General features: G+C 61.2%; 28 protein-coding genes and 1 pseudogene. 18 read left to right on the top strand and 11 right to left on the bottom strand.

Annotated features, from left to right (window positions below):
* Positions 1-775 precede the first annotated feature (775 nt).
* The 7 genes from AC1Q61_RS30290 (at position 776) to AC1Q61_RS30260 (ending at position 7963) form a co-directional block, all read left to right on the top strand.
* A complete protein-coding gene (locus AC1Q61_RS30290; protein ID WP_075835651.1) occupies positions 776-1915 on the top strand; it encodes a hypothetical protein in 1140 nt (379 codons plus the stop codon).
* Positions 1916-1983: 68 nt separating this feature from the next.
* Positions 1984-2727, top strand: a complete 744-nt coding sequence (locus AC1Q61_RS30285) for an AAA family ATPase (protein ID WP_190287584.1) — start codon at positions 1984-1986, stop codon at positions 2725-2727.
* 43 nt (positions 2728-2770) lie between these two features.
* Positions 2771-3913 (top strand): nucleotide-binding protein, encoded by a 1143-nt coding sequence (locus AC1Q61_RS30280; protein WP_058228445.1) that lies wholly within the window; start codon positions 2771-2773, stop codon positions 3911-3913.
* Between the two features lie 239 nt (positions 3914-4152).
* The gene (locus tag AC1Q61_RS30275) at positions 4153-4338 is read left to right on the top strand and encodes a hypothetical protein (RefSeq protein WP_141695860.1); all 186 of its coding nucleotides are present in this window, start codon (positions 4153-4155) and stop codon (positions 4336-4338) included.
* Between the two features lie 78 nt (positions 4339-4416).
* Positions 4417-7080 (top strand): ATP-dependent DNA helicase RecG, encoded by a 2664-nt coding sequence (locus AC1Q61_RS30270; RefSeq protein ID WP_125053084.1) that lies wholly within the window; start codon positions 4417-4419, stop codon positions 7078-7080.
* Positions 7081-7217: 137 nt separating this feature from the next.
* A complete protein-coding gene (locus AC1Q61_RS30265) occupies positions 7218-7457 on the top strand; it encodes a hypothetical protein (protein WP_064112267.1) in 240 nt (79 codons plus the stop codon).
* A gap of 134 nt (positions 7458-7591) precedes the next feature.
* The gene (locus AC1Q61_RS30260) at positions 7592-7963 is read left to right on the top strand and encodes a hypothetical protein (RefSeq protein WP_075835659.1); all 372 of its coding nucleotides are present in this window, start codon (positions 7592-7594) and stop codon (positions 7961-7963) included.
* 115 nt (positions 7964-8078) lie between these two features.
* Here the strand turns inward: AC1Q61_RS30260 and AC1Q61_RS30255 are convergent, their stop codons facing one another.
* From AC1Q61_RS30255 to AC1Q61_RS30240, 4 genes are all read right to left on the bottom strand, one after another.
* Positions 8079-8657 carry a hypothetical protein gene (locus AC1Q61_RS30255; protein ID WP_075835661.1) on the bottom strand — a complete coding sequence of 193 codons (579 nt, stop codon included), beginning with the start codon at positions 8655-8657 and terminating at the stop codon, positions 8079-8081.
* 295 nt (positions 8658-8952) lie between these two features.
* Positions 8953-9159: a hypothetical protein gene (locus tag AC1Q61_RS30250; protein WP_143542516.1), complete on the bottom strand. Its 207-nt coding sequence runs from the start codon at positions 9157-9159 to the stop codon at positions 8953-8955.
* Between the two features lie 180 nt (positions 9160-9339).
* Positions 9340-9780, bottom strand: coding sequence for a hypothetical protein (locus AC1Q61_RS30245; protein WP_047269150.1), 441 nt, complete (start codon positions 9778-9780; stop codon positions 9340-9342).
* Positions 9777-11078, bottom strand: a complete 1302-nt coding sequence (locus AC1Q61_RS30240) for an AAA family ATPase (RefSeq protein ID WP_047269149.1) — start codon at positions 11076-11078, stop codon at positions 9777-9779. Before AC1Q61_RS30240 ends, AC1Q61_RS30245 begins: the two co-directional genes overlap by 4 nt.
* Positions 11079-11221: 143 nt before the next feature.
* Here AC1Q61_RS30240 and AC1Q61_RS30235 point away from each other — a divergent pair, with 143 nt between their 5' ends.
* The gene (locus AC1Q61_RS30235; RefSeq protein ID WP_075835665.1) at positions 11222-13000 is read left to right on the top strand and encodes a hypothetical protein; all 1779 of its coding nucleotides are present in this window, start codon (positions 11222-11224) and stop codon (positions 12998-13000) included.
* A gap of 123 nt (positions 13001-13123) precedes the next feature.
* Here the strand turns inward: AC1Q61_RS30235 and AC1Q61_RS30230 are convergent, their stop codons facing one another.
* Positions 13124-13567, bottom strand: a complete 444-nt coding sequence (locus AC1Q61_RS30230) for an SRR1 family protein (RefSeq protein WP_058228438.1) — start codon at positions 13565-13567, stop codon at positions 13124-13126.
* A 26-nt stretch (positions 13568-13593) separates the two neighbouring features.
* Positions 13594-14058: a hypothetical protein gene (locus AC1Q61_RS30225; RefSeq protein ID WP_075835667.1), complete on the bottom strand. Its 465-nt coding sequence runs from the start codon at positions 14056-14058 to the stop codon at positions 13594-13596.
* 126 nt (positions 14059-14184) lie between these two features.
* On the opposite strand from AC1Q61_RS30225, the gene AC1Q61_RS30220 reads away from it, so the two are divergent.
* Entirely contained in the window at positions 14185-14844 is a 660-nt protein-coding gene (locus tag AC1Q61_RS30220) for a hypothetical protein (RefSeq protein ID WP_047269145.1), read from the top strand.
* A gap of 10 nt (positions 14845-14854) precedes the next feature.
* Positions 14855-15865 (top strand): cytochrome, encoded by a 1011-nt coding sequence (locus AC1Q61_RS30215; protein ID WP_143542517.1) that lies wholly within the window; start codon positions 14855-14857, stop codon positions 15863-15865.
* A 116-nt stretch (positions 15866-15981) separates the two neighbouring features.
* Here AC1Q61_RS30215 and AC1Q61_RS30210 read toward each other — a convergent pair whose 3' ends face one another.
* The 3 genes and pseudogenes from AC1Q61_RS30210 to AC1Q61_RS30200 form a co-directional block, all read right to left on the bottom strand.
* A complete protein-coding gene (locus AC1Q61_RS30210) occupies positions 15982-16284 on the bottom strand; it encodes a pentapeptide repeat-containing protein (protein WP_075835671.1) in 303 nt (100 codons plus the stop codon).
* A gap of 88 nt (positions 16285-16372) precedes the next feature.
* Positions 16373-16690 carry a DUF4333 domain-containing protein gene (locus AC1Q61_RS30205; RefSeq protein WP_231915709.1) on the bottom strand — a complete coding sequence of 106 codons (318 nt, stop codon included), beginning with the start codon at positions 16688-16690 and terminating at the stop codon, positions 16373-16375.
* Positions 16691-17095: 405 nt separating this feature from the next.
* Positions 17096-17215: pseudogene (locus AC1Q61_RS30200) on the bottom strand (DUF2510 domain-containing protein); the annotation flags it as partial.
* A 217-nt stretch (positions 17216-17432) separates the two neighbouring features.
* On the opposite strand from AC1Q61_RS30200, the gene AC1Q61_RS30195 reads away from it, so the two are divergent.
* The gene (locus AC1Q61_RS30195) at positions 17433-19076 is read left to right on the top strand and encodes a zinc-ribbon domain-containing protein (RefSeq protein ID WP_074447160.1); all 1644 of its coding nucleotides are present in this window, start codon (positions 17433-17435) and stop codon (positions 19074-19076) included.
* 292 nt (positions 19077-19368) lie between these two features.
* A complete protein-coding gene (locus tag AC1Q61_RS30190; RefSeq protein ID WP_058228433.1) occupies positions 19369-19623 on the top strand; it encodes a hypothetical protein in 255 nt (84 codons plus the stop codon).
* A gap of 194 nt (positions 19624-19817) precedes the next feature.
* Here AC1Q61_RS30190 and AC1Q61_RS30185 read toward each other — a convergent pair whose 3' ends face one another.
* Entirely contained in the window at positions 19818-20492 is a 675-nt protein-coding gene (locus AC1Q61_RS30185) for a hypothetical protein (protein WP_125053072.1), read from the bottom strand.
* 86 nt (positions 20493-20578) lie between these two features.
* On the opposite strand from AC1Q61_RS30185, the gene AC1Q61_RS30180 reads away from it, so the two are divergent.
* From AC1Q61_RS30180 to AC1Q61_RS30170, 3 genes are all read left to right on the top strand, one after another.
* A complete protein-coding gene (locus AC1Q61_RS30180; RefSeq protein WP_143542518.1) occupies positions 20579-21613 on the top strand; it encodes a hypothetical protein in 1035 nt (344 codons plus the stop codon).
* A gap of 100 nt (positions 21614-21713) precedes the next feature.
* On the top strand, positions 21714-22241 hold the full coding sequence (locus AC1Q61_RS30175) for a hypothetical protein (RefSeq protein ID WP_075835679.1): 528 nt from the start codon (positions 21714-21716) through the stop codon (positions 22239-22241).
* Between the two features lie 699 nt (positions 22242-22940).
* Positions 22941-24035 carry a hypothetical protein gene (locus AC1Q61_RS30170; RefSeq protein ID WP_143542519.1) on the top strand — a complete coding sequence of 365 codons (1095 nt, stop codon included), beginning with the start codon at positions 22941-22943 and terminating at the stop codon, positions 24033-24035.
* 210 nt (positions 24036-24245) lie between these two features.
* On the opposite strand, the gene AC1Q61_RS30165 is transcribed toward AC1Q61_RS30170, so the two are convergent.
* Entirely contained in the window at positions 24246-24785 is a 540-nt protein-coding gene (locus tag AC1Q61_RS30165) for a GIY-YIG nuclease family protein (protein WP_064112277.1), read from the bottom strand.
* 382 nt (positions 24786-25167) lie between these two features.
* Here AC1Q61_RS30165 and AC1Q61_RS30160 point away from each other — a divergent pair, with 382 nt between their 5' ends.
* From AC1Q61_RS30160 to AC1Q61_RS30150, 3 genes are all read left to right on the top strand, one after another.
* On the top strand, positions 25168-25638 hold the full coding sequence (locus AC1Q61_RS30160) for a hypothetical protein (RefSeq protein ID WP_064112278.1): 471 nt from the start codon (positions 25168-25170) through the stop codon (positions 25636-25638).
* Between the two features lie 185 nt (positions 25639-25823).
* Positions 25824-26117 (top strand): transposase, encoded by a 294-nt coding sequence (locus AC1Q61_RS30155; protein ID WP_003945099.1) that lies wholly within the window; start codon positions 25824-25826, stop codon positions 26115-26117.
* On the top strand, positions 26114-26872 hold the full coding sequence (locus tag AC1Q61_RS30150) for a DDE-type integrase/transposase/recombinase (RefSeq protein WP_083954765.1): 759 nt from the start codon (positions 26114-26116) through the stop codon (positions 26870-26872). The genes AC1Q61_RS30155 and AC1Q61_RS30150 overlap by 4 nt, the downstream gene beginning before the upstream one ends.
* The last annotated feature ends 97 nt before the right edge of the window (positions 26873-26969 follow it).

Genomic DNA, 26969 nt, shown 5'->3' with positions numbered 1-26969 from the left:
CCCTGCCTGGAAACAGTTCTTGCTCGTGTCGTCGATTCGGATCAACTTTCACAAGCTCATCGGTGGATTCAGGCTAAATCAGGCCCCATGCCTTCGTCGACGAAGGCATGGGGCCTGATCGGTTGGATGTCGTCCGCTCCGCAGGGAGTAGGGGCACTAAAGGTGTTGAGGCCAGACTTCAAGTTCCCCTCCGGACGAGCGAGTATCAGCTTCAAAACCTGTGGATACCGCACGGGATACCCTATCCATTTCGCTGTCTTCGGATACCCCTACGGATAGGTCAACGGATAGGGTATCCGCATTCAAACTCGCTGGTCAGAGCCGTGGTGGATAGGGTATCCGCTGGGGTATTGGATAGTCGCACGTGCGCGCGTCCGCGCGCGCACGAACAAGACCACAACAAAACCCCACCTCCCTACGGTCGGTGGGGGTGCAGGGGGAGGGTTTTCGCTCGAGTTGACGACCTCGCCGCTTCGCGCCGAGACCCCGATGCGCAAGCGCATCCCCGGATGAACTTCTACGCCGGCCATGAATAGGTTCCGAGTGGAATCGCCGCTGAGAGGCCTTGTGGGCCATTTGTCGGCGGAATGCGACCACGGACCGCGAGTACGCCTCGGCGCAGCTTCTGCGAGGCGCTCAGTGGCGGCTTTGTGTGTCCTGGATGCAGTCCGAGGAACCGGTAAGCAGCGCGAGTACGTGCCGCACACCGGAAACGGTGCTCCTAGCGTTGGCGATCGGAAACACCAACACGACTTCAGCCCGACCGGGAGGGACCATGGCGAACTTGGACGAGGCGGAACTCGCAGCATCGATCGTCGCCGCATTCGAGGCTCGACCGGAATTGATCGAACGACTCGCAGACGCGGTGGCCGGCCGAATCGCCGAGGCGCTCGCAGCTGGTGACTCTGCTCGAAATTCACACCGCGCAGAATCGACGTGGCAAACAGACGAAACTCGCGTCGAAACATTGCTTGAGTGGGTCAGAACGTCGCCGAAGAAACTCATCGACGGCGACCGACATGCGTGGGCATCCGCGATTGTCGGGGCCAGCGGAGCGAGTGATCCCCGCGGAGTGTTGGAATGGGCACTCGGCAACGATTGTGCAACCTCTCATTGGAGAAGCCGAGAAGCGCCGATTCCCGCGCCACACCCGACACGGTCGGGGGCTCCGAAAGCGGGGCCGTACTCGCAGATGCTTGCTGAATTCAGACTTGCCGAGTCCGAGAGCGGTGCAGTCATAGTCGCTGGCATCGACCGTTTGATCAGCGCAGTGATAAACACCGTACGGACATACGGGGTGGTGGGAGATGTGACCCCGACGACAGCGTGGCGGCGAAACGCTATGGCTGTGCTTCGAATTCGAGATGTCGAGGAAGCTTCCGGGGCGATCTCATGGGCGATGAAGCATAAGCCGCATTGGAAGTCGAATATCCAGGGCATGCCAACCGAACGAACATTCCAAAAGTTGTACGCCGACTATCGAACTGCAGGTGCCGGTTTCGACCCTGTGCGTGACGGTGGGGAACATGCCGAGGCGATCAAGGAGTTGAGTCGCGGCTGGTCGTGCTATCTGGGCAAACTGCTCAAGAACGGGGAAGTTCCCGTTCGGGGGGTGACGTATCGCAGGATCTGGGAGGTGTTGACGGGATCGGACGGCGGCGCCTCCGTGCCTGTGGCAGATGTGAAGGCAGTCATCTTGTGGATACTCGCACCTGACGCCGGACGCGCACGATTCTACGTACAAGGCGACGACTTTCCCTCGATCGAGAAGATCCGAAAGGCGATGGTGGACATGGCATCAGGATCGATCCGAACACGAAGCGGTATTGGGGCAGGTGTGAACGAGACGAATACGCTCGCGGGTGACAGTGTCGCGGCCGTGGGATCCACCACGGTGACCGTGCGGGGGATCTGATGGCAAAAACGAGAGCTAACACTGTGGTCAGGGTGAAGTGTCGCCAGTGCGGAGAGGAAGTTCTGCGCATGAGTGGAATGCCAGGTCAACCGCCTGGTTGGCAGTCGAACGTCACATGCACTCGCTGTCGCGGAGAGGACTACGAGCAGACATGGGATCGCGAACTCGAAGGCCAAGCCCGCGGTCGACTGTTGCGCAGGATCGCCGAGTTCGATGCGACTGCAGGTTACGAAGCGGCGACGTTGGGTGACCCGGACGTTCGAAACACCCGGTGGGGCCGCACAGCATGCGAAGCGGTCGCCGCTTGTGAACTTGATGATCGAGCGCGAGCTGGGCTGATGTTCTTCGGACCCACAGGAATCGGCAAGACCTTCGCGGGGTTCGCTGTCTGCAATGCGGTCGCTGAAAAGTTTGGTGCCGACCAGGTGCGATTTGTGTCGGAGGAAGCGCTTCTCGGCGGTGACGTTGCACCGTGGGAACTGCGAGGACGATTGCAGGCTTGGTTGAGAGGAGCGTCGGTGATCCTCATAGATGACATCGGCGTCGCCACCAGGCGCTCAGATCAGATTCAGTCCGCCTGGAAGGAACTGTGCGGTCAGATCGCAGGTCACCAGGGGCCGTTGATCATCGTGGGAACAACGAACAGGCAAGGTTGGGACGGTGATGTAGGTCTGGCTGCGTGGATGGGCGCTCAGTCGACATCGCGCCTTCGTCAGTGGACCGAAGACTGCACAACTGGCTGGGTAGATCGCAGGACGGACACTGTTCACGAGCGGTGGCGCGACCAGTTGACCAGAACACCGGAACAGTGACAGTCACTATGGTGGGCGAACGATTTTCAGGAGGTGAACGTCGATGAGTGAAAATGCGGGCTCCGGGCGCAACGATTCGTTTGGGGGTGGATCCGACAACCCGTGGGATGACCGGGCGCTCGACGACCAGGTTGGGCCCGGAGAGGCTGAGCCGCAGGCGGACAACACTCAGTGGGCGGAGTCAGCGACTCCGGCGTCGGTCACGGCTGTCCGACGACCTCTGCGGCCGGCCGGCGCCGGGAATACGACGAAGGCTGGTGGACAACGGCCGGTTTCGGCAGCGGAGCCCCGTCGCCGAGAGGATTCACCGAAGTCGGAGAAGCGTCGCGGGCGATGGCTGACGATGCTGCGTGGCCGCACCGCAGCGACTGGCCCCGGCGACGATGTGGCACTGGCGAAGTCAATCCGGCGACCGCTGAACGAGCCGAAGAACATTGCCTTCATCAACGAGGGTGGCGGGACAGGGAAGACGACAACCGCCGTGCTTCTCGGGCTGTTGTTGGCTTCGCTCCGGAACGGTCCGATCGTTGCCGTCGACGCATCACCCGGCTGTGGTGACTTGGGAAACAGAGTTCCCGAGTCGAAAAGACCTGCGGGAAACGTACGTAGCGTCGTCGAAGGCATCGGGCGGATCCGGACACTCGATGATCTGCGAGCCCACATGAACCGGGTGGCCGGTGGCTTGGACGTCCTTGCGGCCGACGCATCGACCTCGGCGGAGGCTGTTTTCACGAGCACGGACTACGTAAGGTTGACCGAGATACTTCGCGAGCATTACGAGGTGACGATCACCGACTGCGCCGCCGGCATGGTTTCCGATGTCGTGGAAGCTGTCCTCGATGATGCGGATCTCGTGGTGATCGTGTCCGAGGGTGGGGATGGGGTTCGGTCGTCGACTTGGACGGCTAACCGCATGATGGACCGGGCCGAGGCCAAGCCGAAGTACAAACGACTACTCGATGATGCTGTGGTGGTGGTCAATTCGAGGCACGACCGGACGAAAACCAATACAGCGAAGATCATGGATTTCTATCGAAATATCGTCAGGGCTGTCGTTGAGGTGCCGTTCGATCAGCACCTGGAAGGCGGGGACATCATCGTTTTGGACAAGTTGTCAAAGAACACTCGCACTCAGCTGCTTCGATTCGGTGATGCGGTTATCTCGAGTGACGGGTTCAATCAGTGATGCTGAGAGCCGAAGTCAGCTTTGTGAGGTTGGCCCACACTGTGTAGGGGATGCCGGTGTCGTCGACTGCTGTGAATGGTCGACCGGTTCCGGAGCGGGCGAGTAGCTGATCAGGGTATTGCATCGCGAATTCGGTGATTGACGGTTCTGCGGCCTTGATGATGTGAGCCGTTTTGTCGGTGGATCGTGTAATTGATAGACCTGCAAGAAGTTTGGACATTGTGGATGGGCCGCGATCAGTGGCCAAGACCAACAGGATCGACGGCACGGTGAGGCCGAACTCCGCGCAGCACTCTGCAATTGGCTTTGTCGGAGTGATGATTGTGACCCAGGTTAGAAGTGAGTTACTGCCGGATGTGGTGGTCATGATTTTGATTGTGGTGTGGGTGGTTCTGGTGTGTGGCACGACGCAGAGTGCCGCATGACCGGAAGTGCTTCTCGCAGAATTGAAATCGAGGCGCGGAATGATCCGTGACCACGACCGCAGTAGGGAGCGTGTTGACGTGCAACTGAGCTTGGCCCAGCGAGCGCGTCTGCGGGATGCAGCGGACCGGTTGGCGTCAGTTGGTGTGTGTACCCCTGCGATGGATTCTGCTCGTAAACGCAATGTTCGAGATGAATCGTCGTGGCCGCCCCGTCTGTCTCTGCAACTCCTCGTTGACGTACGCGCGCACGCCGATGCGTTGCCGGCGCTGGGAGTAATAGTTGAGAGCTTGCCAGATCTACCTGCCGGCGCACCGGGGGCAGGTGAGTCGGCGCCAGGGGGCGGAGTGCGACACAGCGGCCGTGACGAGGAATCAGCGGAGCAGTCGGTGCAGGACAGTGACTGGCCGTGGGGGAGTGGGACACGAGTCGCGGCGCCATCGTCCAGAGAGCCGAAGGCTCAGCAAGCGGTTGTGTCCTCACTGGTGGCGTCGACAGTCTCGTGGGGGAGTGGTACGCGAGTTGCGGCGGCTCCGACCGTTGCGGAATCGTTCGCAGCAGTGGGTGTTGAACTCGCGATCCCTCATATTGAGGACAACAGGTCAGCAGCAGCGGTTCTCGCGGAGAAGGGTTCCGGTGAACCGCTGCTATTCGATGGACTGCTCGATTCTCTGCGGGGAGTTCCTGTCGACGATCTTGACGGCGTTGGTGAGACGACGAACGAAAAGATGGTGGCTGGCGGAGTTTCGAGTGTGTTCGACCTGCTGATGCGGGTGCCCCTCCGCTACGTAGACCGAACGCAGTTGGCCCCTCTGGAGACACTGGTCGCCGGGACAAAGCAGGTGACGTTCGTTGCACGAGTCCTCGGAATGAAAACGGACTGGGAGAAGCGTTACGTCCGATTCACGCTCGGCGACCACCGTACGAACATCTCAGCGATGTTCTTCCATGCCATGTGGATGGGCCAGCGGTTCCACCGTGGTGACCTGTTGATCGTGCAGGGTGATCTCGGCGAGTTCAACGGAGCATTGTCAATGACCTCTCCGCTACTCGAACTGATGTCGGATTCCACGGCCCCGCTGTTGGCGATTTACCCACAGTCGCAGAAGCATTCGGTAGACACTTGGATGTTGCGACGGGCGGCGGTTGACGCGTTGCGGCGTATCCCGGCGCTCGACGATCCGATCCCGGCTCCACTGTTGGTTAGGCGGAAGCTACCAACGCGGTTGGCTGCGCTGCGGTCGGTGCATGTCCCGGAGTCGAAAGCTGACGCGGACTTGGGAAGAAATCGGCTTGCCTACGACGAGCTGTTGAGACTGCAACTCGCGCTCGGCGTACTCCGAAATGCGCAGGCCGCGGAACCGGGTGTGACGCACACACCGACTGGGAAACTCGTAGATCCTTGGCTGGCTGGCCTTCCGTACACGCCGACGGGTGCGCAGTCGCGAGCGATCGGTCAGATTCGCAAAGACATGGTCGCTGCCCGGCCGATGAACCGGCTGCTTCAAGGCGACGTTGGTGCAGGAAAGACGCTGGTACTTGCGGCAACTGCACTGATGGCCATTGAGGGTGGCTACCAGGCAGTGCTGATGGCGCCGACTGAGATACTCGCGCGCCAGCACTTCGAGGAGATGGCCGAGGTGCTGCGTCCGTTGGGTGTGACAGTGGATCTGCTGGTGTCGCGGGGACTTCCCCGTCCGCGGAAAAATGTGCTCGCAGACCTCGCGGGCGGGCATGTGAACTTGCTGGTGGGAACCCACTCTGTGCTGTCGGATCCGGTTGTGTTCGCGAACCTTGGTGTGGCATTGATCGATGAACAACACCGTTTCGGTGTGGATCAACGTGCAGTGCTGGCCACGAAGGGCCCGGGTGGGTCGACGCCGGATATTCTGCAAGCCACAGCGACTCCTATACCTCGGACTGCCGCGATCACGACCTACGGTGACGTGGAGCTGTCGATCCTTGATGAGAAGCCGCCGGGTCGAACCCCGACAGTGACGACGTGGCTGGAATCCGCGACGACGGACGACCCGAATTCTCCGGTGTGGAAATCCATCCGTAGCGAGATCAGTCAGGGGAGACAAGCGTTCGTGGTGTGCCCGTTGGTCAAAGTCTCCGGTCAAGACTCGGAAACTAAGATGGCGGCAGCAGCCGAAGACACTTGCGTCGCACTCGAGGCCGGCGCATTGGCAGGCTTGCGGATCGGTTTGGCGACTGGGAAGCAGAAGCCGGACGTGCGGCGAGAAATGATGCGCGCGTTCAAGGAACACGAACTCGACGTACTTGTTGCGACAACCGTGATCGAGGTCGGTGTTTCGGTTCCGAATGCGACTGTGATCGCGATCTTGGATGCCACGAAATTTGGTCTGGCCCAGCTACATCAGCTGCGTGGCCGAGTCGGACGTGGACGCTGGCCCGGCCACTGCTGGCTTGTCGGACAGACCAATAGCGAGGACGGTGTGGCGCGTATGGATGCGATGTGCGAGACCGACGACGGCTTTGTACTCGCCGATCGCGATCTGCAGATCCGCGGGCCTGGCTCCCTGACCGGTTCAGCACAGGCAGGGCGAGATGCTGGGCTGTTGGTTGCGGACCTGATCGATGATGCTCGCATCCATCTCGCAGCGCGGGCGGATGCCCACGACATCTTGGCTCGTGACCCACACTTGCACCGCAGTCAGCTGATGAAACGCGAAGTTGAGGCTGCTCTCGGCGACGATGCGCACTACCTGACGAAGAGCTGATTGGCTGTTCCGCTCGCGCCGCTAAGCAACCTCCGGTGGCAGAGATTCGTGTCCGGCCGAGATGGTCGGTGCCGCAGGCTCGTGCGCCGGCAGACAGAGTCGAGTCACGCGGAAGGCTGTTCGAACAGGAGGTTGAAATGGAAAGCAATAAAAGAAGTTTCGAAGTTTCGGTGACAGTGACGGTGCGCGCAACTGTCGATGGGGCTTTGGTGCCGGGATCGTTGCCGAAGTTGATCCAGCGGTGGCCGACGGACCTGTTCGACGAGCTTCGCCGTGAATGGGTTTCTCAGACTGGATTGTCCGTCGAGCAGTTCGATGAAGCGGACGCGGTCGTGATGAGTGAGAGGGATCCGTCAGGTATTCCGAGCGTGCTGTGAGCAGGTGGTATGCGTGGGTGGTCGAACTCTGCTGACGCCAAGGCGTATTCGCGGAGTCGCGTTGATGCCGCACGTGTTTGTGCGGGGCGAGATGGTGAACCGCATCTACCCCACAGGACAAAGGGAGCAAGGCGATGGGCTTCACGACAAATGACTACGCCGGCCTGGTCGATGAGCAGTCGATCCCAGCGGTCGGCCCGTATATGGCACAGTCCGTTTCGATCGAGGCTTTCCACGACTGGATCGTCGCTTCCACCGATGCTGCTGTTTTTGAAGTCATCGACGGCCGTGAACACGCCGCGCAAGTCGCGACGCTACTGACCGGACGTATCGGGAACGGCTACGGCGCAGCGTCAGGGACAGTGTTCGTCGCCCATCTCAGAGCGATGTATGCGGTGAAGGGCACAATCGTTGGGGTGAACGAGTGTTCGGTGCAGTTCGCCGACGAGCATGGGAACCTGCACGTCCTCCCGATCATGGCAGTACGCGGCCTGATCGTGGAGTGAGTTCTACAGGCACCGGCAAGAGAAGACATTGGCGGCCAGGTAGACCAACCTCAACCTGTGGGCATTCGAGCTCCGATTTGGGTTGCCGCTTTCTCTGCGCTGTCACGACTAGGTGTTATCGCGGTTGAGCCCGTGGTCCGCCCGGACGTGGAAACGGCCAATTCATCACGGCGTCGCGGCGGGAAGCGAGCACTTGCGCGAGGTGGTCGTTGTCTGGGTGGCGCGCTGAAGCCGCAGCAGCCAGGAGGAACCACCGAACATCAAGCGCCGCGGGCTCGTATCCGGTTTGACCTTGTAAGTACGCGCCGATGATCATTGCGCAGTGTTCGGCTTCAAATGCTGTGAGTTGAACGAGTGCGGTGTTGGACGGAAGATCGACGTTGACCAATTCTTGATACTCGTCGGGATCCTGACCGTGATCCTTGTAGTCAGGCGTCCTCGCCAGAGGTGCTCGTTGGTCCTGGTGGCTGGTTCCGTACTTGGAAGAGTCTGCGCTGCCATCGAATCCGCTGTGGTCGCCGACAGCGCCGCTACCACTGATTGCGTCGTCCTTATCTCCTCCGCCGGTCAGCCAATCGGGCTGTCCTTCTTGAGCTTGATCGCGGCGATTGAGAGTGGCCGGAAGCCTCACGAAAACCTGCCACGCGAGAAGAAAGAGCGCGATGACGCCGATGATACCGAGGACGAGGGTCATGGTTATCTCACTTTCCAATGCTCTGCGCCGTTGACGGTGGCGGCGACGGGCAACAGGACATCGCGCGGAGTGAGTTGTGGTCCAGCTCCGATCTCAGTCACTATCGCTCGGTCTGAAGCACATCGCATTGCCGGATTCCGATCTGGACGAGCAACTCCGGCGGTATTCCTTTGCTGCAAGTCGATGATTGTCCTTGCCTTCGGTGGCCACAGGTGATGAATGCCGCGCTGCAACGCATTCCAAGTGCTCGGACGCTGAAGCGACGTCTCTTCGTTCGCGGCGCGTGTGATTCGAGCTAGCTTCGTCCAGTGAACAGGCGCGATGCCAGCGGGGCAGCGCCGAGGAGACCCAAGAACAGTACGACCAAGGCGAAGATCAGGCCGAATTGCCACGGTTCCATTGTGTCGGAAAGGAACAGACACCCGATCAGCGTTCCGATCGCGAAGCCGATCCCGCCAATCCCCGCGACGACCGCAAGAATTTTGGTGATTTCTTTGCTCATGCCTGTCATCCTCTCGTAGTTGGTTCCGGTCAGTGTGCCCTGATGGTCCGACATGGCCCGCGGTGTCGAAGAGATCAGAAGGAGGCGCGAGATTTCATGGGGCTTAGGCGAGTCGACGTGATTCTGGTGGACGGCTGGCTGGTTCGGCGCAAAGGCGCCGAAGGCGTTGTGGCGGGGTCACTAATCGCTGTGACCGAGGGAAAACCCGCGGATGCCAACGATCGGGCGAGCGAGAGCCGGGAACAATTGTGTTCCGTCAGCACGCACGGGCGAACCATTGACGTGCATGTGGAGGATGTTGGTCAGTGCCGCTCGAAGCCCGTGCTCGATGGATCGAGTCTTGCATCGGCGCCTCGACAGAGGAGCGAAGGCGACAACGGTGTTGCCGTGAACTGATGCCCCAGCCTCAGACTGCACGTCAGGGAGCCCGCACATGTCCCGGCGGAAGGCGTATTCGACAACTCTCAGAGTGTGCAGGACCAGTTCATCGTCCGGGATGTCGGCGAAGGTGACACCGAGAAGGTCAGCGGTGGTGTCGATGCCCGTGGTGTTCGTGCCGTCGAGACTGGTCAGCGGACCGCGGGCTCGCCACGTAGGCATGGGTACAGCGAGACTGCTCATGCTGCGCCTCCAAGCTGCAGAGGACGGACGTTGGGGATCGCGAAGGACGTCGAGACTGCGGTGGCGACCAATGTGGAAACATCTGGGTCGGGGCAGGCCGCGACAAGAGTGGCCGCGGCGAACTCGGCGCCCAGGCCGGCGTCGAGTAGCTTCTGCGCCGCGATCAGATCCGCCATCTGGGGTCTCCAGATCGGCCGGCCTCCGGTGGCGATGGATTCGTCATGCTGGGTGAGCAAGTTCCACCCCACTTTGATCAGGCGGGAGTCGATTCCGGCGGATTCTGCAACGTCGTAGTCGGTTTCAACGGTGACTTCGAAAGGGAAGCGTCGCTTGATTGCGTTGTCGAGTGGTCGGATGCCTCGTCCTTCCTCGTTGTATGTGATGACGAGACTGAATCCTGGAGCGGCGTGGACGGTCGGCAGGTCGGGGCGGTCGTCGATGACGAGTTGGGTGCGGGCATCAGCGACTGAGAGCAAGATGGCGATCGTCTCCGAAGGGGCCCGGTTGATTTCGTCGATGAGTAGAACTTTTCCGCACTTCATCGCGCGCAGCAATGGGCCGTCGCACCAGAGGAATGTGCCATCGGGTTGTGGTTGGTAGTGCCCGATGAGCGAGGACACTGACAGATCTCCGTGCCCTTGCACAGTGATCAGATCCTCTCCGAATGCCACCTCTGGGAGGGTGGTCTTACCTCCACCGGCAACCCCCTTGAGTCGAATATTCATGTAACCCCGCAGCTTTCGGAGTACCAGGTAATCCGGCTGGCCCGCGATGGTGCGTGGGAGGTAGCGGCGGCCGTCGGTGAGGAGAAGGCCGTCTCGGTCGGCTTCGGGGATCTCGATGATGATGCGATCAGCGAGGTCGGCACCGCTGCTGGCCTGCGCTGTACCGCGCAGGACCCGCTTGTCTGAGGTCAGCGCCTGCACCGCGACGTTGTAGGGGTCCGATTGTTCGGCCAACTCGAGCATGAACAGCGGTGGAAAGAAGTCCCTCGGATCCACCGGTGCGTCGCCTGGCACGCGAACAGTGCTGATCTGTGGAAATCGGATCACGCGGTTCGAGTGATCGGAATCTGAAGGGAAGAAGGTGTGGAAAGCGTCCGCGAACACAGTCGCGGCGGATTCCGGTGGCGTGGTGCTTTCTCGGACTACGAGTTGGCCCTCTTGGAAGTCGGACTCAGCCCCGAAGCCAGTGATCGTAGTCGAGGTATTGGTGAACGGGTCGCGGTAGGCGACGGTGGCGGTGACCTGCCCGTCTCCAGCCTGTACCGCCCAGGCCGCGAATGTCGCTTCGATCATGGAACCTTCCCTTTCTCAATTCTGTGTCGGAACTCAGACTCCCGGTACCGCGACATCGGTGCGGCACGACTGGTGTGCCGCGGAAACCTGCGCCAGTTGAGACAGTGACTTCGGAGCGAACGTCATCAGAGAGGTAACACGTCATGAATGCACCCGCCGCCCTGACGATGGACAACGAAGTACAGACCTTCACAGCCGACGCGTGGGGTCAGCTCTCCGTGCGAGTGGGTCGGTTCGTCGACGAGATCGCCGCCCGCCGGGATCTGATGACCGTTGTCGGAATCGCCGCAACCCCAGAACTGGCAGGCGGGCGCCCGGCCGGCGCGTACTCTCACACGACCGCCACCGTCACCATCGACGCAGCGCAAACACTCTCTCCCTCTGATGATCCGAACCAAATCGACCTTCGTGACCGCCGCGATCGCGCACGCTTCCCGGTCCTTACCGGAGTAGCTGTGCACGAAGCGGGCCATGCAGCTCACACCGTTCGGCGGGGGCGGCTATCGAAGGCCGCGGGGGCGTGGGCTGCGCTCCTCGAGGAACCACGAATGGAAGGGCGAGTCGTGGCGCGGCGCCCACAGGATCGGGTATGGCTGAGAAGTTCGGCTTCGCATCTGCTTGGAAGCTGCACAGCCAGTTCCGCATCCTCGGCAGCTCGGCTCCTGATCTTGGTGGGTGGTCGCATCGATGCCGGGGTGTATGACCGCTGCGATCTTCCGGATCTCGCGGAGGTAGCCGGGGAGTTCTTGACCGAGAAGCAAATCGGCATTGTTGTCGAGCAGACGCGTGTAGCGGTTGCTCTCGACGACGGTGACGTCGATGGGTTGGTGCGGTGCGCGGAGTCGATCGCCGCAGCGATTGTCGACGAGTTCGATGACGCGGACGTCGACAGCGAGGGCAGCGATGGCGATGACGGCGCTGGATGCAGCCCTCAACATGGAGCCAGCGAAGGCGCCGGCGACGAGATCGCCGCTTCAGGAAAGAACACCAGCCTCCGTGATGCTCTCGCAGCGATGGCCCGGCGTACCGCGGCGACCGCGCAGGCCGCCGAACACATCACTCCGCCATCGGCGGCTGCCGCCCGGGTAACCACAGCGGCGGAGAACCAGCGCCAGATGATCGCAGCAGCTGGACGCGTCGCCAGCACCGGGCGTCTTGCGCACAGCGTCAGAAGGCCAACCGACGGCGAGCTGGCACAGTCCCTCCGGCTGAACCGAGCGGTCGAGGCTGCACTCGACCGCGGTGAACGCACGCAACACATTCCGCAGGCTGTACCACCAGGACGCATGCGGATCCGTGAGCTGGCCCGCCGTGAGGGTCAGATCGCGGCGGGCATGATTCCGACTGCGACGCCCTGGTCTCGCACGCGCCGGACCGTCGTGGAAGCACCACCGTGGGCGGTCGGTATCGCGGTCGACGTCTCCCAGTCGATGGAACCGGTGCTCGAAATCTCCGCAGTGACTGCGTGGATGGTCAATCGGGCAGCAGTTGATCGAGGTGCGGCGGCCACGGTCGTGTGGAACGCGAAAGCAGCGAACCTGCCGGCCGAGAGTATCGGTGGCGCCGTGTATGTCCCGGAGGCCGGTGGCGTCAGCGACGGGCTTCCGGAGGCTCTGCTGGCCTTGGATTCTCGACTGCAGCTGACCTCGGGTGCCGGCACGAGACTCGTGGTTGTGATCACCGACGCGGATCTTCCGAATCTCGACGAGATCTACCATCAGGCAGAACAATTGGCTTCATCTCAGACCCGGATGCTGTGGCTGATCGCCGGGCAGATCAACGACGGACCGCCGGCGCATCTCATTGATCGTGTTGCCGGACTGCCGGGCGTGACGATAACCGAACTCGACGATCCGGCACGTGTCGCCGACATCGTCGGGGAGGCGCTTGTGGCATTGCTGGAATCTGAGTCATTTGCATGATCTGAAACCACGTCGGCCGGCGAACAGCTTCCAATCATCGGTGGCCGCGAATGTCGACGTAAGCGCTCAGCCTTCTGCAACACAGCACTATTGACCGTGCGCTACCGGACCAGCCGTACGACATCAACTTCCGGTGCGGATCTGTTCGATCATGTCCTGCGTTGCGTCTGCGACGTCGATGTAGGACTGGCCGTACGCACGCGGATCTGCAGCGGAGGGCTTCGCAGGTACGGCCAAGAGTCCGGATTGGATGTGCTCCCCAGTCCGCCGGACAACTTGTGCCGCACCTTCTACCGCGCCGCTCGGCATGTAGACCATCGTCGGATCCTGGGCAAACAACTCCGGGTGCTCGTCGACATCGGGCAGGGTGAATGTGAGAGAGGTAAGCAGTTCGGCGATCTCGCGAGGATCGAGCTCCGAAGCCGCCGGCACCCCGGATTCGAGGAGGACGCGGAGCGAGTCGGCGAGCTTGCTACGTAGCATCCCCATCGCGGCGTACCTGGCATAGATGTTGACCTGGTGCACGTCCGCAGACAGTCGATACTGCGGAAAAGTGGCTGTAGACATGGGAATCCCTCAATTCGGGTAGGAAGTCAGTAGGGGCCGGCCAGGTATGCGGAGTCAGGGGCCTTGTTGTTTTGATTGTTGATCAAGTCGGTCACCCAGCTCGCGCAATCGCGGTAACCGCCTGCATGAGCGGTGGGGGACTGATCGGGTTGATCGGGGACGCGGCATACACCGGCTTCGATGTTGCCGGCCGTTGCCAGCAACACATCTCGCGAGAAAATCAGGGCCGCAGTGGCTGAGTGGACCATCGGGATTTCACCGGTGAGAAAATGTCCGGACTCGCCAGAGGTTCTCATCTCGATCCAGGCGAACAGCTCGAGTGCCTCACTGATCTGTATCGGTTCCACTCCCGGGGCCGACCCGCCGGATTCAAGGACGATTCGCAAGGCCTGCGAGAGTGCGTGCTGCACGAGCCCGCTGTCAGCAGCGCTGATCACACAGTCGATGTCGCTCGCCGAAAAGGAGACCCGCGTCTGTGGAAACGTCTTCATGCCAACGAGTGTGCACTAGGGAGTTCCGGTGGCCGGCTGCATGCGCGCGTGCCCCGCCGGCGAGGGGCACCTCGTATACATGAAGGCACCGACAAGGTCTGTCGGACAAGGGAAGGACAAGTGAGCATGACGTACGACCGCGATACCGGCCCGCCTGCGGCCCGGGTGGACGAATTTACTGACGATCCGCAGTACCTTCCGCGGCGACAGACCACTGTCGCCACGCCAGTTCGGCCGCATCCGGGATACCGCTATCAGGCGCTACCCGCCACCGCCGCCTATGTTCCGGATGGCTCCTACCGGCTTGATCTCGATCGGGAACTCCTCATCCGTGAAGGCGTTGAGGTCGCGCGCATCGATTCGGCCGGCCACCACGACTGGACGACGAATGAGGAGAAGCAGGCATTCGACGTATGGGCGCATGATCTGCAGTGGATTCAGCAAGTCCCAGCGCACACGAGTCTGCCGACGCTGGGAATCGAGCTGCTCCGGCGTGAGGCCCGCGTCCACCGGTGGTGCGAAACTCAGTCCCAAACAATGTTGGTCTATGCGAGCGGGGACGACGTGAGGTGCGGCCGCTGGCGGGTGGAAGATTTTCTGAGAGCTGATCGACCCGACGACCTGGCTTTTCTCATCCGGGTGGATCCGAAGGCCGCCTACTTCTGGCAGGGCGGCCGCCGGCATCTGCTCGTCCCTGGCACGCCGGCGCTACTCGACGAGTATTCAGCAGGCGACGGTCTCGCTGCTGCAATGCCGGTGCCGCACAGTGTCGGAGCCTGGACTTAACTTCGCATCCATGACCACTCCCAAGCTCTCTCACCAAACCGCATGGGGCCGAATGTATGGCCGCTTTGTGGGCGACGAGCCTCAGGTGCCGTCGATTACGACTGTGCAAGGGATGGACGCCGATGATCTTCCCGACCCGTTCTCGAAACTTCCCGAGCTCGGGGTCCGGCCGCAGGGGAGCGCACTGGTGGGTTGGCGGGCCCGACTCGTTCAGGACGCGACCGCCGCATACCTGCGCAATGACGAAGAGACGCTGCGTAATCAGTTTCCCCATGTGATCGCAGCGAGGGAGAGAGCGGCAGCGAGATCGCGGAAGCCGGATGCGATAGCCCGTGCCGTGCGCGGTGCGATCGCTGCGACACCGGATGTCGTTGCAGACCAGGCAGCTCAACGAGGCGACCGCGTCCACAACCTCGCTGAACTACTGGGGGAATGGCAGCTCGGGAACATTGACCGATTCGAGGTTGACCAGGCGAGGGCGGACCTCGACGAGCACGGCGAGGGTGACTACGCGTCGGCGTTGATCGACTGGTGGATGCGGTGGAACGTAAAGGCCATCGCCAACGAGGTGACGGTATGGAATCACAGCATCGGCGTGGCCGGAACACTGGACACGATCTTCCGGATCGAAAACCACCTGTACATCGGTGACTTCAAGACGAAGTCCGATCGGGACGGACAGGCGAAACCGATGCAGCCCAAAGTCGGGACACAGTTGGTGAATGGGTTGCACGCGCAGGAATCTGTGGTCGATGCTGACCGCGGTGTGTGGACAGAATGGAAGTACTCGCGACCGGATGGTCTGGTGGCCATTGCAGTGTCCCCGACGGAAGTGGTTCCGAAGTTGATCAATCCTGAACGATACGAGCAGTTGTGGACGAAGTTCTGCAACAACCGCCGTGCTTGGCAGGACCATCACGACCTCGATATGCGGGACGTGCTCAAGCCCATCCGGCCCCCAGCTTCGGCTGCCCGGTGGCCCAACGACTTGCGCGTCGAGTTGCCACCGGTGGCGGCGTAGTCGGGTGCAGGTGTGTGAGCAAGAGCGGGCTGGCACCTGCGGGCTGATGGCGACGTTGCTCACGGACTTTGTATTGGAAGGTTGAGGAACGCTGTCGGAGATGGCTTCTCGCTGGTTCAGCATGAGCGTGGAGATGGATCGCGCCGAAATCGGTCGGCCACCGGGTCGAATCGTCCCAGCAGACATTGTCGAGGTTCGCCCCCCGTCAGGTCCGCTTCGAACAGATCAGCGCCGATCAGGATCGCACCGCTCAGGCCCGAATGCGCGAGGTTCGCGTGCCGCATGTAGGCGCCAGAAAAGTCCACTCCGGTCAGGTTCGTGCCGTACATGCTTGCGTTGTAAAGGTTGACATCAGAGGCATTCGCGCCGGAGGTGCCTGCTTGTTTCCACAACGGCCGAATCCTGTCGGTCTCGTACATGCAGCGGATGACGTGCAACTTTCGAATTCTTCGAAAGTTGCACCACCTTAATATGTTCCGGCTGGGTTCCCGAACTTTCCTGCGGGGGTTATCCGACGTCGAGGTTGATCCGCCACTTGTTGTCTGTGCGGTAGATCGTTGCAACGAGAACGACCTGCGATCCGGACTGCATGTCCATCGTGCATCTAGCGACATCTCCATCGCTGTAGGAGCGACTCGTCGGGCACGCGATCGTGCCGGTCAGCGCACCTGATGTAGCTGCCGGGCCAAGCTGTTCACGCATCATTGTCTGCAGCTCCGAACCGGACAGTGTCGGAGTACTCGATTGCTGCGTCATGAATCCGGCAAGGATCATCGCTGCCACCAGTACGATCGAGCCTCCGGCCAGCATGGTCTTCCGGTGCAAGCGAGCGCCCTCACTTGGGCCGCGGGAGTCGTTCTCGGCGTATTGCCGAGAACGTACGAATAGGAAATATCCAAGTGCAGCAGTAAGGGCCGGGGCCACGACGAAATTCCCGACTATCGTCCCGCGGTCCGTGAAACCGAGGAGACGATAAATGCCGAACACAGTCGCAGTGGTAAAGAGCAACAGGAACCCGAGGGCCACCAGCTCTATGACCAACCGTCCGCGGGTCCGTTTCGGCGCCTCGGCCAGCCTCGTCGCCGACGTACTTGTGATGCTGTTTGGTGCAGGTTGCTCGGTGTTCCACAGATGCTGAAAATCAGTTGGTCGAGGTGACTTGTTTTGGAGAGGCGGTGGCGACTGCGTTGCCGGAAAACCTACAGATGCGGAGGTGTTCGACGGTGTCGCTGGTGGCGGGGCCCACTGATCGGTCCAGTTCTGACCGTCCCACCAACGAAGAGACGGCGATTGAGGTACTGGATACCATCCAGGCTGCGGACTGGATGGTCCGTGGGAGTTTTCAGGCACCGGTAGATGCTAATTGTTCATTTTACGAAAGCCGTGCCTATTGAGTATGTTGACAAACTCACAGGAAAAGGCGCTAACGGATACCTCAGAAATACGATGACCAGCGGCGCGTAAAAAATTGAATACCGAGTGTCAATATGTGTGGTCAATGTAAGAGAATTCGAGATCCTGGCGGCCGCCGCAACAATCACTATGCCCTGGGTGTTTCGGCCGACGGATGCTGGAACTCTCGAAGTGGGCGGTAGAAGATGGTCCGATGAAGTCACCCTTGTCGCGGTCCCACCCAGACCTCAGCGCGCAATGGCATCCGACAAAGAACGGCAGCCGCACCCCCGACCTGGTGACTCTCGGATCCAGCGTAAAAGTTTGGTGGATGTGCGCTCATCAACACGAATGGGAAGACACCCCTAATCACCGCACGAGCCGCGGGAGTGGTTGCCCCTACTGCGCGGGTCGACGAATCTTGGCTGGGTTCAACGACGTAGCCCACACCCACGCCCACCTTGCTCGTGAATGGCACCCCACCAAAAATGGTGAGCTGACCCCAGACACCCTGACGGCGGGGTCGGAAAAGTCCGTCTGGTGGAGAGATGAGTTGGGTCATGAGTGGCAGGCACGGGTGAACAATCGTGCGAACGGAACAGGCTGTCCGTACTGCTCGAACAATGCGGTTCTGCCCGGCTTCAACGATCTCGCAACCGAAAACCCTGTCGTTGCGGCCCAATGGCATCTCGACCGCAACCACGATCTCCGGCCGACCTCGATAGCGGCGCAATCGAACCGTAAAGTGTGGTGGCAGTGCGGGCTTGGGCACCAATGGCAGTCGACCGTCAACAACCGGACGTCAAACGGCCAAGGTTGCCCCGTCTGTGCCGGCCAAAAAGTGTTGGCGGGCTTCAACGATCTGGGTACCACCGATCCCGCGCTCGCAGCCGAGTGGCACCCGACGCTCAACGCACCCTTGTCCCCGGCGAATGTGTTTCGGAGTACGGCGAAACGATTCTGGTGGAGGGATCTCCTCGGCCATGAGTGGCAGGCCAGCGCAAGTGAGCGATCGGCTGGAAATGGCTGTCCGTTCTGCTCGGGCCAACGCATTCTGGCGGGCTTCAACGACCTCGCAGCGAGAAACCCGATGTTGGCCGCTGAATGGCATCCGCGGCTCAACGGAGCCAGGACACCCGAGATGGTGACGTTGATGAACGGGACGAAGGCGTGGTGGAGGTGCGAGGCTGAACACGAGTGGGAAGCGCGGATCGCGAGCAGAGCATCCGGGGCCGGTTGCCCGGCGTGCGCGGGACAGACCGTCTTGGCAGGGATCAACGATCTGGCCTCCCGAAGCCCGACGGTCGCGGCAAGCTGGCATCCCACTCGTAACGGTAGTGCGACACCTGAGAACACCGCGGTGTTCTCGAATCGAAAAGCCTGGTTCAGATGCGCGCGGGGCCACGAGTGGCTCTCGACAGTGAACAACAGAACCCATGGTCAAGACTGTCCCGAGTGCTCCGAGAAGGGAGGATTCAATCCGGGAAGGCCGGGATACCTGTACTTCCTCAGTCATGCCGTGCTCGGTGCCCACAAGGTCGGGATCACGAGCGTGGGGACCAATCGCCTTGACAAGTTTCAGCTGAGCGGGTGGCAGGTCATCCACCTTGAGCTCTTCTCGCGCGGGTCAGATGCTGCAATTGTTGAGCGGGCAATCAAGCGTTGGTGGCGAAGTGATCTCAACCTTCCTGTGTGGCTGGGTCCGTCCGAGATGGCGCAGACTGGCGGGTGGTCAGAGACCATCTCCGCGGACGAGCTGACGACATTCGAGTGCATTCTGCGAATTCAGCATGAACGGACCCTCCTGCAAGGTAGATGAATTCCTCATCGAAACGCCGCGCCGTCAGAACCGACAAGTGAACGGTGAGTGGCGATCATCCGGCAGCTCTCGCGGCTGACACCTGCTTGCGACGGAGACGACGAGAGACTGTGTAGTCAAACACGTAGAAAGCGCGCACGCCCGGTTCAACGTGCCGCAACACCGGAACCGCCAGGAATATCGTCATCTCATTCAACGGCAGTGCACAGCTGCAGTACGCGAATGCGACTCCGCGAGAGGCGCTACCGACCTGGCCGGCGCCGAAACGCCCCAAGACTGAGAAGAGACGCGCATGAATCCACATCGGAAGTACTTCAAACTCAAAATGGTGGGGTCATACGCGATCGTCATGTTCCTCCTGGGAACCTTCGTCTCGACTGCGCTCACGTCAACCAAGGGCGACGGATCCGCCGCATCGCCGTTGTCGTCGCTGAGTCCGTGGATATGGGGATTGATCTGCGGCACTATCGGGCTGGTTCTGGCGGGTATCGGGCCGGCGATCAGCGCGCTTCGGGGAGCATCAGCTGGCCGCGAAAACGAGCTGTGAGAAGCACCAGCGGCCTGTGCGTTCGAGGCACATCACGCACAGGTGAACATCGACGCAGAACGCAATCGTTGCAAGGGGAAATCGCCGGGGAAGCTCGAATCAGCAAAGTGCCTACTGCAACAACTCCTACCGAATCAGGTCCTCGTGTTAGGAGGCACACTGAGGTCGGAATCGCCGAGAGTTCCGGCCTGCGTTCAGTACGTCGACGCCACATCCAAGTCATGCAACGTCGCCGCCACAACGTCACCGAGCGTGTACTCACCGTCAACGGTGTGGTGATAGGTGCCGTGGCCGTTGTTCTCGGCGATCGGCAGCAGCTCGGACTGGGACAGCTGATCGAGCAGATCACACAGCAGTGCATGAGTTCGGACCGGGATTTGCAGCATCTCCATCGGCGGCTGAGTGACCAGATGGCGAGCGAGTTCCAGCGACAATTCCTGGACCCGCTGACGGGCGTCGAGAGCCGTTCCCCGAAGCGTTGCGAGATCGCCGCCGTAGTCGGCCATCCCCAGGCTGACCAACTCTATGAACTCCTCGACCGAGGCGGCCGCGCGTACCAACTCGATGAGCGTTGCGGCGGTTTGCGCGAGAGTGTGCGCAGAGACCAACACCACCCCAGAAGCTGTACCGTCGCAAGGATTTTCCATCGCCAGGATCGTCGGAGCGAGGCTGTCCGCCCATCGCTCCGCTGCCGCTTCCGTGATTGTTTCGCTGGCCGCATGTTCACTGATACCGGCAGTTTCGGCGACCAACGTGAGCATGTTGGATACGAAGGCCTCGACGACATCGCGCCGAACGACGATGTTGCGGTCTTGCAAGATTTCACACAGCAGAGTCGTTTGTGTGGCGTGCCAGTTCGTCGTATCCATGGGCACGATCATGGACTACGCGTTTCGGGTGTTCCTGCCCATAGATTTCACGAGAACACTTCACTGCCCAAGAAAGGTGCACGATCATGACTGCTACCTCAACCGATACTGATCGACCCTGGGAGTGCTCACGCGAGGCAGCTTTGGCGGTAAGCAGACTCGACGCGGCGACGGCGTGGATGCGCACGGACATGGCCGCGGTCATGCGGTTGTTCGTCGAACAACAAAACGCATACAGCTGGTGGACCACAACGCAGAACATCTCTGAGCCCAACGCCGACATGCTCCGGCAGTGGATCCAGTACTTCTACGGACTGAGCGTCGACGACGTAGGCATCGACGCTGACGACGAGCTCAGCGGCCCGGCGCAACTGATGCGGAAAGTTTTGCGGACCCGCGCACAGTCGTTGCGGTACTCGACCATCTACCTCGTCACACCGGAAGTCGTGGAGTCATTGGCTACGCTCGCTCACACGCGTACCTACCGGCAGGGCTTGTCAGACCTCCGGTGCGTGCCGACGGCAAAGGGGCACATCGTGCTGCCTCGAAGCGTCGAATGCCGTCGCGGCGAGGGGGAGGGCAGTGTGGGAGCGAACCTGACGGAAAGCCTGTCCTATCTACAAGCAACACCGCGTCCTGACCCGATTCGCGCGCTCTCATGGAATCTCGACGACACCGCCGGCAGGCCGGTTGTGCGGATTGCGGACTGGATTGTCACCGGCGACATCGGCGGCGAGGACGGTACTGACATCGACAGGCAGGTAGCGGCCGCCGTCCGTGACAATGTCGGCGAGACTGCAATGCCCGAGATGGTGTGGACCAACGAATGGGCTTGCACATTGCCGAATTCCGGTGTGCTGCCGACTATGATCGCGCGAGGCAGGCTGCAGGACGCTGCTAGGGACGTCGCAGCACCGGGGTTCGTACGGTGGGATCCATCGACCGTTTACGACGACACCGACGGGCAGTTCATGGTGAGGCTCACGCAAGCGGTGTGGGATGCGGTGACTGCCGGACTGCTGACGGCGCACCAGTTGACGGCTCCGCAGTGGTACGGCCAACAGTCCGGGATCGGGAAGGACATCGTTGTGTTGGCCGCGCCGGGATCCGAGTGTCGCTGACGCCGTTGAAGTTCGGTCGAACCCGTTGGGGTGCCGCATCTGTCGAGTGGATTGGAGATCGTGAGGGAGTCATTTTCCCCGAGCGAGAAACGAGGCCACCATGTCAATCACCTTTGCACCCGAGATGAGCGAGATCGTTGGATACCGCCTGACCGATCAGATGGGTGGCCGCAGCGAACGCATCGGTGACTACGATTCTGCGATAGCGGCTTTGGAGGACATGCAGCGCACTGGCGCATTGTTGCCGGGGTGCACTGATCCGGAGGAAGCCCGCATCTGGGGCCCTCAGCTCGAGATCGAGACTGCCGACAGCGGCGAGGAACCGTCTGCGAACTTCTCGAACCACAATGCTGTGCGCCTGCTGGAGTTGTTGGGTTTTGCGTCGGGGAACTTTGGCGACGCGGTCGAATCGAGCGGAGAATGCCCGGCAGAGGACTTTCTAGGCCGGGTCATGGTGGCGCAAGCGATCGCGCCTTCCGACGAGGGCGTGCCGTCGTACGAGATGGCTGGCACTCCTCGGTGGATTGAAGGCGGTCGACGCGCCGGGTACACCGAGTCCGCGCTCGATTCGCTTCGTGAGGTGGCGGAGTGGGCGTTGAAATCGGAGCGCGCTGTCTGCTGGGGCTGATCGTCCGGGAACCTTCTTTCGGGGGTTCCACCTCAGTCTGGGAAACGAGGGCTGTCCGGATTGTCGCGACGTGGGTTGGGCTGAGATAGTCCGGATCGGTGATCGAGTGTGCCGCGCCTGAAACGGGTCTCGCTCATCGTTGGCTGAGTTCGATTCCCATCATCGAGAGGCAGCTGAAATGACGTCGACCCCCTGCTCACCCAACTTCCCGCTCCCAATGCTGGCGGCAGCGATGACGACAGCGTGTGAGGACTGTGGGATGGATATGGTTCGACATTGGAACCTCTCCGGTACGGACTTCGTGTGGCTGGACACCGATGGCCGCAGCGTCGGGGGGACGTCCCCGATTCCAGGGGTGACGACAATCAGCGAGCTGCTCGTCTACCTGCTCAAGCATGACCGAATCGCGCTGTACTCCGATCTTTCAGCACGTTTTCCTTCGGGACTCGGTGTGCTGCCTTGGGAGCACCGACATCGGCCGGCGCCGACGTCGCCCCACATTCCGGCTGCCATGGTCCCCGAGTGCTGCGTAATGCCGATGCAACTGGTGCGGGACGGGTGGCGATGCAGGATCGCTCACACTGTCTTTCAACATGATTCGGCCAGCCTCCCAGTGTCCGCCTGACACCAATGCGTAGCTGCCCCGTCGGCACTGAACACTAGGATTCATCACTACACAGCAGAATGGAGATGTTCTTGATGAGCACGACACCATCGAACGACCCGTCACCGCGTTTCCTCCCGGCCGGCGCGGTGAACGACGCTGTGGTTTCCCCGGCCGAGGTCGAGGATCTTCTCACTGACATCACTGAATACGACCCGGCAGCCAATATGCGACTTGCGGAGCTGGAACAGTTCGACTCGAACTCGATCACACCGGAGCTCGCACGAAAGCGAGACGCACGCCGACAGGCCGGGCTCGATGGCTACTACGACTTGCCTCCGGGCTCCGGTCAGGAAACTGCATTCGTCATGTTGGGGATGGCCGCGATTGCTTTTGTGCTTCTTGGGCTGGCAGTAATCGGAGTGCTCGCCACCACTGAGGATTCGAACATCTATGGGCTGGCGATTCCGTTCGCCATTCCAGCTGGATTCGCGCTGGTGGGGGGTGTGGCTGCTGTACGTGCAGTACGGCAGCCGCTCCGTGTGACACGCGAAGAGCGTGCGCAGCTTCGCAAGGCCCACAGGCGAACAGGATTCGAAGCAGTCGGTAACGGAGAGGACTGCGGGGACGCGCAGAAGATTGCGTACCTTGCGGATCATGTCATTGCTGACATCGGCAAGAGTGCAGCATGGAAATCGAGACTTCTCGACGAGCACCGAATTCGGCTTGACCTAGATCGAGAACTGTACGAAATCGTTAGCAGCGCTGCGATACTCGGCAAGCAAATGCGTGCGAACGCTGTAGACCGGGACATCCTCGGTGGAGATGGACCCGACGCGGAACGTCTTCTGCAGGCGGTCAAGCGCAATGCTGGGTTGATCAGTGAAATGCGAGCGAGTTTGGTGCGCAGAGTCGCCGCACTGCTCGCATACCGTAACGAGCTCGCCCCGTTGGATCGACTGATCAAACAGATGCAGGCACTTGATCAGCTCGAGCAGCAGGAGGCAGGCCTCCAGGAGGCATACACCCAGATCACGCTAAATGAGATGGCTACTTCCGAGACCACGCGAATGTCCGATGAACTCACGGCGCTGCGCGCCAACCTAACCGCGCAGATCGAGTACTTGCGCACGAATGTCATCAACAATCCGTTACTCAGCACAGGACTCAGCCTGACCGACGGGCTCTGACTCCGTCATGACCGCACCCCTCGAACACCTGAAATGCAGTGTGTGTGGGAGGAATGGAGCTGTCTCGAAGAGATCAAAATTTTTCGGTGATGGGAACTGCTCAGGTTGCACCCCTCGACGGTGGCAGGGAGGCCGATGCGGCCTGTTGAGGCGGAAGGCGATCTGTCCACATTCGATAGCGGGCTGGGCGCATTGTCGTGTCCGGGCGAGTCAGACACTGGCGGAGTAGGCCGCGCGTGCGGCCTCTATCACGGCACGGGCAGGTCCGCTGGCATGAGCAACATTGAGCGGTGGTGACCACTGCTCAATCACGGTGGCTTCGACCGCGGCCGGTGAGGGGTGCTGGCACCAGGTCAATCGTAGATGGGTGTGCATCCAGGCAGTCAGTCGAATCTCGTCCTCGTCGACGAGGACGACGCGATCAGTGCGTCGGGTCCGGTAGTGCTCGGTATCGAGGAGCAACCCGGCGAGGGTGCGGCGGAGGGTGGATGATCCGCTGCGGCGCAGATGATTACTGATAATCCGCCGGCGCAGGTTCGTGGCGAGACCGATGTAGAGCAGCCGTATCCCGGCGTTGGTCGGGTGTGTGGGCCCCGGGAACTGAGAGAACACCTCCGGCGCCGCCCACCACGCGTAAAGGCCCGGTGCCGCGGGCACCATGGATAGGTCCTCGAGCGCGCGACTAGAGCTACTGAGCGCGGTGATGGTATCGGCTGCATCGTGCGGCGCCGTGGGATGCGGGGTTGGCATAGCGAGCAGTCTGCCTCGCCACGCAGACACTCAGCGCGACAAACAGGAACTGTCGCCGATGAGGGCAGGGTCGTGTGGAGCGAGCTGTCAGCCTCGTCGGCACGGTGCATGCAAAGTGATGAAGGCATCGCGCACCGGGCGGACGCTGTCCGTGAACTGGACCCGAAGCGCGAGAGCGGTGGTGGGTGCGCGTCAGTGCGGTGACCGGGTAGAGAGCTACGGGGTCTCGGTGGGCCAGCGCGTGTTGGAAATCGGATCCGTTGGGTGTGTGTCCTGTCCGGGCTCTCGGTTCGAGCGGAGAATGAGGTCGGCGTGCCGCACCCGCAGTCGTCCCTGGTGACCATTGGCGTATCGGATTTCGCAGACAGAATCGAGGGACACAATGGGTGAAGGACAAAGTCGTTGCTTCCGTGGAGCATTCGTCGTCGCTGATCGAAGTGACGACGATGGTGGGTTGGATGCAACAGTGGCGGCAACGATTGCTTCGCTGGCGTCATGTGGTGCGGAGACACGGGGTGAGTTCTCTGACGTCAGTCCTGATGCGCGGCTCGCTGGCATGTTGGCTGGATTGTTCCGTACGAGCGCCCTGGCAGAGCAGTGCGAGCACTTTCGGGTAGACGGCACGGTGTCGACGTTGCACATCCGGTTCGGCGGTGGAGGTGCGCTGCGCGATGCTGGTCATCCCTGGGACGCCGTAGCGGCCGAAACGGCGCTCTCTGTTGTCGCGGAGTTGGGGGTGACCGGCGAGGTGGAGTACGCCAACTTCGATTCGAGCGAGCCGCTGTTCGTCCGGTGGGTTCTGGACGGCGGCTTGGTTGGCCGAGAGTCTGGACGTGTTGTGTACGCCGCCTGAGAGGCAGATACCGCTGGCGACTTACGAGAGGTTTCTCGTAAGTCGCCAGGGTCATTTGTGGTCGTGGCTGTCCGGCCGCGCTGTGGGGAAGTTGTCTGTGGACCTGTCAGGCTCTTGGGTCTGCTGCACGGATAGGTGACATCTGATCTGTGGTGCCGAGAGGTGCCGCTGGAAGGATGTGCACCATGCCGAAGCCCTATCCCCGAGAGTTCCGTGAGGACGTTGTTCGGGTTGCCCGCAGTCGCGAGCCCGGAATGCTGTTGAAGCAGATCGCCGCCGACTTCGGGATCAGTGAATCCTGCCTGACGGGTTGGCTGAAAGTGGCCGATATCGAGGACGGAATCAAATCAGGAACTACCGGTGAGGACGTGGTCGAGAACCGGGAACTGCGCAAGCGAATCCGGTTGCTCGAGCAGGAGAACGAAGTCTTGCGCCGTGCTGCCGCCTATCTTTCCCAGGCGAACCTGCCGGGAAAATGATGTACCCGCTCGTTCGTGAGCTGGCCGAGGACGGCATTCCCGTCACGGTGACGTGCCGGGTACTCGAGATCGCTCGCCAGCCCTACTACCGGTGGCTGGCTGACCCGGTGACCGATGCCGACCTCGCGGAGGCCTACCGGGCGAACGCTCTGTTCAGGGCCCATAAGGACGACCCGGAGTTCGGCTACCGGTTCCTGTTCTACGAGGCTCGCGACGCCGGCCAGGTGATGGCCGAGCGCACAGCGTGGCGGATCTGCTCGAACAACGGCTGGTGGAGTGTGTTCGGCAAGAAACGCGGAAAAGCCAAGCGCCCGGGGCCTGCGGTCCACGACGACCACGTCCAACGCAACTTCACCGCCGATGCTGCGAATCAGCTGTGGCTGGGCGACATCACAGAGCATTGGACGAGCGAAGGCAAGCTCTACCTGTGCGCGTTCAAAGACGTATTCTCCAACCGGATCGTTGGCTACTCCATCAGCGATCGGATGAAGTCCCGGCTCGCGGTCGATGCGCTCGACAACGCCGTCGCCCGCCGAGATTTCGTCGCAGGCTGCGTGGTCCACACCGACAGTGAGACTGTTCGTGCCGGTGTTTTCGGATTTCCTGACCGTTACCGCATGGAGACGAGAGAATGCTGGTGCCGGGAGTTCCCAGTGTTCCTGACCCTCACTCCGATCGACGATCGTGTGTCTTTCCTTGGATTTGTCGGTTCCTGGGAACCCCCGGTGAGGCGCTACGCCTCACCGTCGGGGTGACCTGAGGAGAGCCTGCACCACCAGGTGCTCATCACTGTCTTGTCCGCCGGTTCGGTCGATGCGCGGCGCCGCCTTGCTCATCGGTCAACGGAGAGGA

It is taken from the genome of Rhodococcus sp. MPR-R1B (assembly GCF_058793255.1).
The sequence above is the reverse complement of the archived record's forward strand: the minus strand, read 5'-3'. Positions and strand labels throughout refer to the sequence as shown.